Below are 12,251 nucleotides of genomic sequence, written 5' to 3' on the forward strand. Positions count from 1 at the left end.
TATAATGGCAGAACGTATGGTAGGAAAACAAGCTCCACGCTTTGCGATGGATGCTGTACTTGCAAATAAGGAATTCGGTAAAGTAAGTCTTGAAGAAAACATGAAAAACGATAAGTGGACTGTTCTTTTCTTTTATCCAATGGATTTCACTTTCGTATGTCCTACAGAAATCACTGCATTGTCTGATCGTTACGATGAGTTCGAAGACCTTGATGCTGAAGTAATTGGAGTGTCTACTGACACTATTCACACTCACTTAGCTTGGATCAACACAGATCGTAAAGACAACGGACTTGGTGATCTTAAGTATCCTTTAGCTGCTGATACAAACCATGTTGTTTCACGCGAATATGGAGTATTAATTGAAGAAGAAGGTATTGCTTTACGTGGTCTATTCATTATCAGCCCAGAAGGTGAAATGATGTACTCTGTAGTAAACCACAACAATATCGGTCGTGACGTAGATGAAACATTACGTGTACTTCAAGCACTACAAACTGGTGGTCTTTGCCCAGCAAACTGGAAGCCAGGTCAAAAAACTCTTTAATCAACAAAGTGGAAAAGGCCTTAACGTAATGTTAGGTCTTTTCTTTAAGTTATGAAAATTATTTACAGGGAGAGTTGTAAAATGAAACTTAGAGCGCCAATGCCAGAGTTAACTGGTGCAACAGAATGGTTAAATGGTGAGGTAGCTAAAGCTGACTTAGTCGGTGCAAAACCTACATTAATTCACTTTTGGTCAGTAAGCTGCTACTTATGTAAAGAGGCAATGCCACAAGTGAATCAATTCCGTGATGATTATAAAGATAAATTAAATGTTATCGCTGTTCATATGCCAAGAAGCGAAGAAGATCTAGATCTTGAAGCAATCAAGAAAACAGCTGACGAACACGGAATTACACAACCAATCTTTGTTGACAGCGAACATAAATTAACGGAAGCATTTGAAAATCAGTACGTACCTGCCTACTATGTGTTTGATAAAGATGGAAATCTTCGTCATTTCCAAGCTGGTGGAAGCGGAATGAAAATGCTAGAAAAACGCGTAAATCGTGTTTTAGATGAAATGGAAAAAGCAGAGTAAAATTTTTAAAAGACTAGGATCCCTAGTCTTTTTTTTATATGAAAAAATGTTGTAAAAGGGTGGAAATTTATTTCGAAAACCGATATATTTATTACTATGTTCATGAATTTTTTAGAAATTCTGACAAATGAAGGGGGATTTTCATGGAGGTTTTTAAAAAGCTGAAAGAATTTTACTGGCCTTATAAAAGCTATTTCTTATGGTCAATGTCATTTCTATTACTTATTACAGGAATCACTGTAATATACCCAATTATTCTTCAAATAACGATTGACGACATTGTGCTGGGGGGGAGGTACGAATGGATTCCAATCGTTAGCTTAGGTTTTGTGGGTGTTATGGTTATCAAGGGGATTGGAACGTATATTCACCAATATACAGGAGACTTGTTCGGAATAACCTCCGTTTATAAGCTGAGAAATCGCCTTTATGAAAAGCTGCAGTATTTACCGTTCCGCTATTACGATAATGCCAAAACGGGAGATCTTATGTCGAGGTTAACGGCAGATGTTGAAGGGTTTCGTTTTTTTCTCTCATTTGGGTTTTCAGAGTTGATACGCTTTATCGTCTTAATTGGTATCACTTTTGGTGTTATGTTCTACTACTCTGTTCCACTAACCATTGTTACTTTGATCACACTTCCGTTTTTAGCGGTCGTTGTTTATAAATTCGATCAAGCTGTTCATCCTGCATTTAGAGGAATTCGAAAATCCTTTGGGAAATTAAATACAAAAGTGCAAGAAAATATTAGTGGTATCAACACGGTGAAGTCATTATCAAGAGAGGACTTTGAAATCGGAAAGTTTAACCATTCAAATGGTGACTATAAAGATAAATATATTTTTACCTCCAATATTTGGGCAAAGTATTTTCCACTAATGGAGTTGCTAGGTAATATTAGCGTCGTTTTATTGTTATCTTACGGGGGATACCTCGTCATCCAAGAAGAGCTGAAACCTGGAGAGTTAGTGGCCTTTTACAGTTTGGTTTGGTACATTATGTGGCCGATTATGAACTTAGGATTTGTTATTAATTTATTTTCTCAATCGAAAGCTTCTGGAGAAAGGCTTTTGGAAATTCTTGAAGCAGAGGGAGAGATTGAGGAGAATGATGGACAATTAACTGTCGATAGATTGCTAGGAAAGGTAGAGTTTAAGAACGTTACCTTTAAATACACTGAGGATGATTCTAAGGCCTTATATGATGTTTCTTTTGTTGCTGAGCCTGGAAAGAAAATTGGGCTACTAGGCGCTACTGGGTCAGGTAAAACCACCATTACACAGCTCATCACTAGATTTTACGACGTTACTGAAGGAGAAGTATTAATTGACGGTGAGAGGGTAAACAATTACGCACTTAAATCTCTAAGAAGCAATATTGGGTTTGTGTTACAGGAATCCTTTCTGTTTTCGTCTTCCATTAAAGCAAATATCTCTTATGGAAGACCAGAGGCGACAATGGAAGAGATCGTTGAAGCAGCGAAAAGGGCTCAAGCACATGATTTTATTATGGAGCTACCCGATGGATACGACACAATGCTTGGGGAACGTGGAATGGGATTATCAGGAGGTCAAAAACAGCGAATTGCAATCGCAAGGGCGATTTGTGTGAACCCAAGTATACTTATCTTAGACGATGCTACAAGTGCTGTTGATATGGAAACCGAATATAAAATACAGCAAGCACTTCAAGAGGTTATGAAAGGGCGAACAACATTTATCATTGCCCATAGAATTTCATCGCTTAAGCATGCTGATGAAATTCTGGTTCTAGATAGAGGGAAAATTGCAGAACGAGGTGTCCATGAACAACTAGTAAACCAAAACGGACTTTATCAACGTGTTTATGATATTCAATACCAAGATCAAAAGCAAATTATGCAATCGCATATCGGATAGGGGGGATCATATGAGTAAGAAACAACCACGTGTTAGTGAGAATGCAATAAAAAGATTTGAGTATTCACAAGACCAGATAATTGATAAACCGTTTAACTGGAAGCAGATGCTACGATTGTTCAGTTATATGAAACCATATCGGAACAATTTACTTCCCTTCTCAATGATTATGGTACTGATCAACACAGCTGTACGACTTATTATCCCGCTATTGATAGGGGTGTACACGTTAGACAGAGCAATTGTAAATAAGGATGTGAAACTCCTAACTACACTTGTAGTTATAATTTCTGGTTTATATGTGGCTTCTTACATAGCGAATTTCTTCCGGATAAAATGGATGAATCAGCTTGGCCAAAATGTCATATATGACTTAAGGAAGCACCTCTTTACACATGTACAAAACCTTTCGCATCGATTCTTTGACCAAAGATCAGCAGGTTCCATTCTTGTAAGAATTATGAATGATATCAATTCTCTTCAGGAGTTATTTACGAATGGAGTTATTAACCTATTAATGGATGTTATTCTTCTGATAGGTGTAATGGTTATATTGGCTACATTAAGTCCCGAATTAACATTAGCAATTATGGTTATCTTACCAATCATGTTCTTTATTTCTACAAGTCTTAGAAGGAATATTAGAAAATCATGGCAGGTTGTACGTCTCAAGCAGTCAAAACTAAACTCTCATCTGAATGAAAGTATACAAGGTATAAGAGTTACTCAGTCCTTTACACAGGAACAGGAGAACATGGCGTTTTTTGATGGTGTGAATACTGAGAATTTTCAAAGCTGGAGAGAGGCCTCTCAAAAAAATGCAATGTTCCGCCCAATGGTCGAATTAACGAATGCGGTCGGGACAGCTGTTCTCATCTGGTTTGGAGCTAGTCTGATTCAAAACGAATCGATAACGATCGGTGAGTTTGTGTCCTTTGCCTTTTATTTAGGGATGTTTTGGGAGCCCATTTCAAGGCTTGGCCAAGTATATAATCAATTGTTAATGGGGATGGCATCTTCTGAGCGTATTTTTGAATTCTTGGACGAAAAGCCGATTGTGTCTCAGAAGGACGCAGCCATTGAACTCGAAAATATTCAGGGACAAATCGAGTTTGATAAAGTTGAGTTTGCCTACGATTCAAATCGTAAAGCGCTAAAAAGCATATCTTTGGAGATGAGAGCCGGTCAAACCGTTGCCCTTGTAGGGCATACTGGTTCAGGGAAAACAACAATTGCAAACTTAATTAGCCGGTTTTACGATCCGACTAGTGGTACAGTAACTATCGATGGTACTGATTTAAAGGATGTTTCGTTAAAAAGCTTAAGAAAACAAATTGGTGTGGTACTGCAGGATACATTCATATTTTCCGGTACGATTATGGAAAATATATTATTTGGAAACCCCGAGGCTTCGGAGGAAGAGGCAAAAGAAGCCGCAAGGGCAGTTGGTGCTAATGGGTTTATTGAAAGACTTCCTAATGGGTATGAAACAGAGGTAGAAGAGAGAGGAAATGTTCTTTCCGTAGGGGAGAGACAGTTAATTTCCTTTGCTAGAGCCTTGCTTGCGGACCCCAAAATTCTTATTTTAGACGAAGCAACGGCAAGTATAGATACAGAGTCTGAACAAAAGATTCAAAATGCCTTAAAGACTTTATTAAAAAACCGTACAGCTGTTATTATCGCTCACCGTTTATCTACGATACGTGAAGCAGATCAAATCTTTGTTTTAGATCATGGTGAAATAATTGAACAGGGTAATCATGAACAATTAATGAGTTATCAAGGAGAATACTATTCTCTAGTAAAAGCACAATTTACCATGAACACAGCGAGTTAATGGAGTTGTCCCCCAACCTAAGATGGGGGCTTTTTCCTTTTAGTCCTTTGTGCTAAAATAGTAAAATACTTCAACAGTATTCGGAGGAACCTTTTTATGAAAAAAGAATTTGCTGTCATTGGACTCGGTCGTTTTGGAGGAAGTATTTGCCGTGCGCTTGCTGAAGAGGGTATGGAGGTTATGGCTATTGATAATAGTGAAGATCGAGTGAATGAGTTTTCGATGATTGCTTCTCATGCCGTAGTAGGAGATTCGACTGATGAGTCAGTTCTAAAAAGTCTTGGTATACGTAATTTTGACCACGTGATCGTTGCCATTGGGGATGATATACAAGCGAGTATTTTAACTACGCTTATTTTAAAAGAGCTTGGTGTAAACAATATTACGGTAAAAGCACAAAATGATTATCACGAGAAGGTACTTAGAAAAATTGGTGCAGACCATGTGGTTCATCCTGAGAGAGACATGGGGAAAAGAATTGCTCATAATATCATATCAAACAGTGTGTTAGATTATCTTGAGCTCTCAGATGAGCATAGTATAGTCGAGATTGTTGCAAGTGACCGTCTAGTAGGGAACACTATTATCGATTTGGATATTCGTGCGAAATACGGTATTAACATTGTTGCTATTAAGCGAGGAAATAATATCATTGTATCACCACAAGCAAATGAACCTATTGCAGCAAATGACGTCTTAATCGTTATTGGTGCAGATGTAGACATCAATCGTTTTGAAAAGAAAGTCATCCAATAATGCAAAGAAAAGCCACTCTTTTTTAGAGTGGCTTTAAGTTTTACTTATGAGGTAAAGAAGTTTGTACTTTGGAAATTGTCCAGCTCCAGCGCCCAGCAACTAGTGTACTTCGATCATCTCCCTACGATAAGTCAACATCGAATCGCTATCGCTCTCCGTGTTTCCTTTATCTCAGTCGAAGCTCTCCAGTCCATACGTTGCTAAACGGTCGCTTCCGCCTTTCTATACCTCCATAATGATCGGTAGGATCATTGGACGACGCTTTGTTTTTTCATATAGGAAAGGAGATAAAGTGTCGGTAATTTCATTTTTAATTTCCGACCATTGTGTTGTCTTTCTTTCCATCACTTTATTTAAGTGCTTAGAAATTAGCGATTGAGCATCGTTAATCAGGTCACCGGACTCTCTCATATACACAAACCCGCGAGAGATGATATCAGGACCAGCAGCAATTTTAAAGTCCTTCATATTAATACTTACTACAACAACGACTAGTCCTTCTTCAGAGAGGATACGACGGTCTCTTAAAACGATATTACCGATGTCGCCGATTCCGCTTCCATCGATATAAACATTTCCAGATGGAATCTTTCCAGCAACTTGTGCAGTATCTTCACTTAAAGCCAGAACCTCACCATTATCCATAATAAAGCAGTTTTCTTCTTCTACTCCACAATCCACTGCTAGTTTAGCGTGCATTTTTTGCATGCGATATTCCCCGTGGATAGGCATGAAGAACTTAGGCTTAATCAGTCGTAGCATAAGCTTTTGTTCCTGTTGTCCACCGTGACCAGAAGTGTGAATATCATTTAATGATCCATGAATAACATCTGCTCCCGCGCGGAACAGCATGTTGATCGTACGACTTACACTAACCGTGTTTCCTGGAATTGGTGAAGATGAGAATACAACAGTGTCTCCAGGATTGATTTGAATTTGACGATGAGTTCCATTGGCAATTCGTGAAAGAGCTGCCATAGGCTCGCCTTGACTTCCTGTACAAAGAATCGTTAATTGATTAGCTGGAATCCGATTAATTTGTTGTGGCTCAATAAATGTATCTTTCGGTGCACGAATATAACCTAATTCTTGTCCAATGCGAATAGCTGCTTCCATACTTCTACCGAATACAGCAATTTTTCTACCGTGTGCTACAGCAGCTTCTGTTACTTGTTGAAGGCGGTGGATATTAGATGCAAAGGTAGCAAAAATAACGCGCCCTTCTACCTTTCTAAAAATATCCTGGATGCTTTCACCAACGCGTCGTTCTGACATAGTGAAATCAGGGACTTCACTGTTTGTACTATCGGACAACAAACAAAGCACGCCATCTTTACCGATTTCCGCCATTTTTGTTAAATTAGCAGGTTCCCCGACTGGAGTGAAATCGAATTTAAAATCTCCAGTGTGGACGATTTGTCCAGGAGGTGTTTTCACTACTATTCCATATGAATCCGGAATACTATGGGTAGTTCGAAAGAAAGTAACCGATGTTTTTCTGAACTTGATGATGTCATCTTCTTTAATCTCGATTAATTTAGCCGTGCGAAGTAATCCGTGTTCTTCAAGCTTATTTTTAATTAAGCCAAGTGCAAGTTTTCCGCCGTAAATAGGAATATTTACTTCTCTTAATAAATAAGGGATTCCACCAATATGATCCTCATGTCCATGTGTAACAAAAAGGCCTTTAATTTTGTCCACATTTTTCACTAGGTAAGTGTAATCAGGAATAACGTAGTCAATTCCAAGTAGCTCGTCCTCTGGAAACTTAATACCGGCATCAATCAAGATAATTTCATCTTGGAATTGAACTGCATACGTATTCTTACCGATTTCCCCAAGGCCGCCAAGGGCGAACACGGCCGTTTGATCATTCTTAACAAATTTCATAAATTAATCAATCTCCAATACTTTAAAATCTTCATTTAGTTGTTCATACTCTAAGAATGCACCCGTTACTGGTGTAACAAACTCGATATTGTATGGTTGGTCTGCCAATTTTGTACGGACTTCTCGTTCTGAATCCGCTTTAACATAAACGGTTTTTGTCTTTTCTCTTACAGGTACCTGTGATTTGTCTTGTTGAAAATAAACTTTAAAAATCATAAAAAATCTCTCCTTATTCCGATAGTAACTTTTTCTATTATATCTAAAAATAACATGTATTTCATGTTTTTTCTCGTTTAATAGTAGGATTATGTAGAATTAACCATTATTTTACATTATTGCAAAAGAATATGTAGTAGCAATGATTAACTTTACAATAAAGAAGTAGCCCTTCGCAAGTTTAGAAGGGCTTTCTCTTAGAAAAAATATATAGTATAAGAGCTGGCTTGGGGAAGCCCCAAGCCAGGAAGGTAAAAAATTATGCAATTGTTTTTTTACGTAATAATTCGTTCCACTGCCTAACAAGCTTTTTTCTAAGCTTCTTTAACATGGTGGATCATCTCCTTACAAATAATATTCAAACGATCCTTGTCCAAAGTAAAGAAAATTTGTCCCGGAAGCATTTCTTCTACTTATATTATATGATGTTTTAACAATTTTTCTCGTGGATAAAGTTGGTATTTTAGTGAATTCATAAAAAAACTGCTGGTAGTTTTACCAGCAGCCATAATTATCTTTCTACGGCAATTGAATGGTCAGGTACGTAATATGGGTCTTTTTTGTTGATATGATCATAAAACAGCACTCCGTTAAGGTGGTCAATTTCATGCTGAAAAACAATTGCCATAATCCCTTTTAAACGAAGTTTAACTTCTTTTCCTTGTAGATCAAATGCCTTAACAGTAATTTTTGAATATCTTGGCACAAACCCGGGGAATGCTTCATCTACAGAGAGACATCCCTCGCCAGAGGTAAGGTAGGCTTTTTCTACGGAATGGCTAATAATTTTTGGGTTAAATAATGTATAGCTATGGAGTTGGTCTTTTTCATCTTTTGCATGAATTGCGATCATTCTTTTCGAAACGTTAATCTGTGGTGCTGCAATGCCAATTCCAGCTCGTAACTGATACTTCATTGCGGTTTCTGGATTTTGGCTATTTACTAAATATTCATGCATACTTGTTAACAGTTCAATATCTTCTTGAGAGGGAGGCATGGAAACTTCCTCGGCTACTTTACGTAAGGTTGGATGTCCATCCCGTATGATATCATCCGTTGTTATCATAAATACACGCTCCTAAGTTACAAGACTTTCACTCGTCCGTTGTTTATCGATAATAGTCTATCAAAGTTTGGATCAAAAGTTAATCATCCTTTCCGGATTTTGCTTATTTAATACATATTTATGTATGTTTAGAAATATGATGTAACAAAACGGACAAGCCTAGCCAATTTTTAAAATAAAAGCATTGTAATAGTATTGTCATTCATCCCACTACTAGATATAGTTAAATTGTTATAGGAGGGCTAAATTGTGCGTAAAAATCAACTTTTATTAGGTATCATTTGTTTTGTCATGTTTTTGTCAGGCTGTAGTCCTTTTCAATCAACTCCCGAACAAATTCACGAAGTATTAGAAGATGTGGTAGAAAAAGAAGCCTTGTTTGAAGAACAGCAGGAACCGTTAGTGCAGTTAGAAAAGGACGAGCAACAATTATATGAAGAGATAATGGCACTTGGAACAAAGAATCTTGATGATATTGTAAAAAAGTCTGATGAAGCTATAGAAATAGTAGATAAAAGACAAGTTCACATGGAAAATGAACAAAAAAGCCTAGAGAACTCAGAAGAAGAATTTAAACGAGTGAAACCTTTAATTGAGAAAATTGATGAGAAGCAAGTAAAAAATAAAGCAGACGAATTATATTCCGTAATGACTGAAAGATATCGTACCCATGATGAGCTTTATAAAGCATATACGCAAGGCCTCGAGCAGGACAAAAATCTGTATAATATGCTAAAAGCAGAGGAAAGGTCTTTAGGAGAACTTGAGGAACAAATAGTTAAAATAAATCAAATATACGAACAAGTTATTGCAGCCAACGAAAAATTTAATGAGCTAACGAAGGAATATAATGATACAAAGCATGCCTTTTATGAACTATCAGGACTAGAAATAGAAGAGTCGACCAAATAAGGTCGGCTTTTTTGATTTATAACAGGATGTTTAATAGGGAGATGTTATATAGTACAGATGAGATTATCGATTGATACAGAAAGGGATTATGATTAAAATAATAATTACTATGAATATATTTAAAAACTTACAGATTTAATATTTGACGCAGGTATTTTTAATGATGTAAACTAAGAAACGAATCAATTTATTGTATCAATTTTGTTGCAAAATTTAGTGATACAGAATATCATAAGCATTGAATCTACAATTTCTGTTTTTTTAAACGAGATTTGTGGGAAACTACTTAATAAATAATAGCTTCTCTCTGTTTAAAACAGGTCAAATCTGAATGATGATTATTTCTAAGAAGATTTGATTTTGGGTATCCTAATTTTTGTGCGTATTTTAAGCTTTTATTATTATTTTTCTACCAAAGAAAGGATTGGTGACTCCGATGGCTTCTAAAACGAAGAATCAAGGGTTCGATGCAACGAAGCAACTCGAGCAAATCTCTGAGCAGTTTCAAACTATTCAAGTGTTAAACGAAGAAGGGGAAGTAGTTAATGAAGCTGCAATGCCAGATCTAACTGATGAGCAGCTACAAGAATTAATGAGCCGCATGGTGTACACAAGAATTCTTGATCAGCGTTCTATTTCTTTAAATAGACAAGGTCGTTTAGGATTTTATGCTCCAACTGCAGGGCAAGAAGCATCACAACTTGCTTCACAATTTGCGTTAGAAAAGGAAGATTTCATCCTTCCAGGTTATCGTGATGTTCCTCAAATGATTTGGCACGGACTTCCATTATATCAAGCATTCTTATTCTCACGTGGACACTTCCACGGAAATCAAATTCCAGAAGGTGTAAATGTAATTTCTCCACAAATCATTATCGGTGCACAAATCATCCAAGCTGCTGGAGTAGCTTTAGGGATGAAAAAGCGTGGAGCTAAATCTGTTGCGATTACTTACACAGGTGACGGTGGAGCTTCTCAAGGTGATTTCTATGAAGGAATCAACTTTGCAGGTGCATTCAAAGCGCCAGCTATCTTCGTCGTTCAAAATAACCGCTTTGCTATTTCTACACCAGTTGAAAAGCAATCAGCAGCAAAGACAATTGCCCAAAAGGCAGTAGCAGCTGGTATCCCTGGAGTTCAAGTAGACGGTATGGATCCTCTTGCTGTTTATTCTGCAGTAAAAGAAGCTCGTGAAAGAGCAATTAACGGTGAAGGTCCAACACTTATCGAAACGCTAACATATCGTTACGGTCCACACACAATGGCAGGAGACGATCCAACAAGATATCGTACTTCTGATTTAGATAATGAGTGGGAGAAAAAGGATCCACTAGTACGCTTCCGTAAGTTCCTTGAGAAAAAAGGAATCTGGAACGAAGAAAAAGAAAACGAAGTAATCGAAAGAGCAAAAGAAGATATTAAAGAAGCAATCAAAAAGGCAGACGAGGCACCTAAACAGAAGGTTACAGACCTAATGGAAAATATGTACGAGCAAATGCCTAAGAACCTTGAAGAACAATACGCTATTTATAAAGAAAAGGAGTCGAAGTAAGCCATGGCGCAAATGACATTGATTCAAGCAATCACGGATGCGTTACGTATTGAATTGCGCAATGATCCGAACGTGTTACTATTCGGTGAAGACGTAGGAAATAACGGAGGAGTATTCCGTGCAACTGAGGGTCTTCAAAAGGAATTCGGAGAAGAGCGCGTATTCGATACACCACTTGCTGAATCTGGAATCGGTGGTTTAGCAATCGGTCTTGGTTTACAAGGTTTCCGTCCAGTAATGGAAATCCAATTCTTCGGTTTCGTGTATGAAGTTATTGACTCAATTTCTGGTCAAATGGCTCGTATGCGTTATCGTTCAGGTGGACGTTACAATTCTCCAGTTACGATCCGTTCTCCATTTGGAGGTGGCGTTCATACACCTGAACTGCATGCTGATAGTTTAGAGGGTTTAATGACACAACAACCAGGATTAAAAGTTGTTATTCCATCTACTCCTTATGATGCAAAAGGTTTATTATTATCAGCTATTCGTGATAACGATCCAGTTATTTTCCTTGAACATATGAAGCTATACCGTTCATTCCGTCAAGAGGTTCCTGAAGAGGAGTACACAATTCCGTTAGGAAAAGCTGATGTGAAGCGTGAAGGTAAAGACTTATCTATTATTACTTACGGAGCAATGGTACACGAATCACTAAAAGCTGCTGAAGAACTTGAAAAAGAAGGTTTCTCAGTTGAAGTAGTTGACTTACGTACACTTGCACCATTAGATATTGACGCTATCGTAGCATCTGTAGAGAAAACTGGACGTGCAATTGTTGTTCAGGAAGCACAGAAGCAAGCGGGAATTGCTGCTCAAGTGGTTGCTGAAATTAACGATCGTGCAATTCTTAGCTTAGAAGCTCCTGTATTACGTGTAGCAGGTCCTGATACTGTGTACCCATTCTCTCAAGCGGAAACAGTATGGTTACCTAACTACAAAGATGTAATTGAAACAGCGAAGAAAGTTTTAAGCTTCTAAAATTATTAATAAAAGAGGGGAATGGGTCACCATTTTCCCTTTCCTTATTTGAAAAGTTC

General features: G+C 37.5%; 11 protein-coding genes. 8 read left to right on the top strand and 3 right to left on the bottom strand.

Translation table 11 applies throughout. The annotated features are described in order from the left end of the window. Positions 1–4: 4 nt before the first annotated feature. From ACRX5O_RS13635 to ACRX5O_RS13655, 5 genes are all read left to right on the top strand, one after another. Positions 5–547, top strand: a complete 543-nt coding sequence (locus ACRX5O_RS13635; protein ID WP_251516148.1) for a peroxiredoxin — start codon at positions 5–7, stop codon at positions 545–547. An 81-nt stretch (positions 548–628) separates the two neighbouring features. Beyond that, a complete protein-coding gene (locus ACRX5O_RS13640) occupies positions 629–1,084 on the top strand; it encodes a TlpA family protein disulfide reductase (protein WP_433906453.1) in 456 nt (151 codons plus the stop codon). 143 nt (positions 1,085–1,227) lie between these two features. After that, positions 1,228–2,982, top strand: a complete 1,755-nt coding sequence (locus ACRX5O_RS13645) for an ABC transporter ATP-binding protein (protein ID WP_433906454.1) — start codon at positions 1,228–1,230, stop codon at positions 2,980–2,982. Between the two features lie 10 nt (positions 2,983–2,992). Next, positions 2,993–4,819: an ABC transporter ATP-binding protein gene (locus tag ACRX5O_RS13650; RefSeq protein ID WP_433906455.1), complete on the top strand. Its 1,827-nt coding sequence runs from the start codon at positions 2,993–2,995 to the stop codon at positions 4,817–4,819. A gap of 96 nt (positions 4,820–4,915) precedes the next feature. Beyond that, a complete protein-coding gene (locus ACRX5O_RS13655) occupies positions 4,916–5,575 on the top strand; it encodes a potassium channel family protein (RefSeq protein ID WP_119707379.1) in 660 nt (219 codons plus the stop codon). A gap of 222 nt (positions 5,576–5,797) precedes the next feature. On the opposite strand, the gene rnjA is transcribed toward ACRX5O_RS13655, so the two are convergent. The 3 genes from rnjA to def form a co-directional block, all read right to left on the bottom strand. After that, a complete protein-coding gene (gene rnjA / locus ACRX5O_RS13660; RefSeq protein ID WP_433906456.1) occupies positions 5,798–7,465 on the bottom strand; it encodes a ribonuclease J1 in 1,668 nt (555 codons plus the stop codon). A gap of 3 nt (positions 7,466–7,468) precedes the next feature. Further along, on the bottom strand, positions 7,469–7,681 hold the full coding sequence (locus ACRX5O_RS13665) for a DNA-dependent RNA polymerase subunit epsilon (protein ID WP_433906457.1): 213 nt from the start codon (positions 7,679–7,681) through the stop codon (positions 7,469–7,471). A gap of 511 nt (positions 7,682–8,192) precedes the next feature. Continuing rightward, positions 8,193–8,747, bottom strand: a complete 555-nt coding sequence (gene def, locus ACRX5O_RS13670) for a peptide deformylase (protein WP_433906458.1) — start codon at positions 8,745–8,747, stop codon at positions 8,193–8,195. A 249-nt stretch (positions 8,748–8,996) separates the two neighbouring features. Here def and ACRX5O_RS13675 point away from each other — a divergent pair, with 249 nt between their 5' ends. The 3 genes from ACRX5O_RS13675 (at position 8,997) to ACRX5O_RS13685 (ending at position 12,192) form a co-directional block, all read left to right on the top strand. Then, entirely contained in the window at positions 8,997–9,659 is a 663-nt protein-coding gene (locus ACRX5O_RS13675; RefSeq protein WP_433906459.1) for a YkyA family protein, read from the top strand. A gap of 436 nt (positions 9,660–10,095) precedes the next feature. Next, the gene (gene pdhA / locus ACRX5O_RS13680) at positions 10,096–11,211 is read left to right on the top strand and encodes a pyruvate dehydrogenase (acetyl-transferring) E1 component subunit alpha (protein ID WP_391558411.1); all 1,116 of its coding nucleotides are present in this window, start codon (positions 10,096–10,098) and stop codon (positions 11,209–11,211) included. A gap of 3 nt (positions 11,212–11,214) precedes the next feature. Continuing rightward, the gene (locus ACRX5O_RS13685; RefSeq protein ID WP_119707384.1) at positions 11,215–12,192 is read left to right on the top strand and encodes an alpha-ketoacid dehydrogenase subunit beta; all 978 of its coding nucleotides are present in this window, start codon (positions 11,215–11,217) and stop codon (positions 12,190–12,192) included. Positions 12,193–12,251: the final 59 nt, after the last annotated feature.

It is taken from the genome of Robertmurraya mesotrionivorans, from assembly GCF_050971805.1.
Classification (GTDB): domain Bacteria; phylum Bacillota; class Bacilli; order Bacillales; family Cytobacillaceae; genus Robertmurraya_A.

Coding starts and splice junctions, on each gene's coding strand:
- ACRX5O_RS13665 (WP_433906457.1), bottom strand. CDS start 7,681: ATGATTTTTAAAGTTTATTTTCAACAAGACAAATCACAGGTACCTGTA.
- pdhA (WP_391558411.1), top strand. CDS start 10,096: ATGGCTTCTAAAACGAAGAATCAAGGGTTCGATGCAACGAAGCAACTC.
- rnjA (WP_433906456.1), bottom strand. CDS start 7,465: ATGAAATTTGTTAAGAATGATCAAACGGCCGTGTTCGCCCTTGGCGGC.
- ACRX5O_RS13635 (WP_251516148.1), top strand. CDS start 5: ATGGCAGAACGTATGGTAGGAAAACAAGCTCCACGCTTTGCGATGGAT.
- def (WP_433906458.1), bottom strand. CDS start 8,747: ATGATAACAACGGATGATATCATACGGGATGGACATCCAACCTTACGT.
- ACRX5O_RS13685 (WP_119707384.1), top strand. CDS start 11,215: ATGGCGCAAATGACATTGATTCAAGCAATCACGGATGCGTTACGTATT.
- ACRX5O_RS13655 (WP_119707379.1), top strand. CDS start 4,916: ATGAAAAAAGAATTTGCTGTCATTGGACTCGGTCGTTTTGGAGGAAGT.
- ACRX5O_RS13640 (WP_433906453.1), top strand. CDS start 629: ATGAAACTTAGAGCGCCAATGCCAGAGTTAACTGGTGCAACAGAATGG.
- ACRX5O_RS13650 (WP_433906455.1), top strand. CDS start 2,993: ATGAGTAAGAAACAACCACGTGTTAGTGAGAATGCAATAAAAAGATTT.
- ACRX5O_RS13645 (WP_433906454.1), top strand. CDS start 1,228: ATGGAGGTTTTTAAAAAGCTGAAAGAATTTTACTGGCCTTATAAAAGC.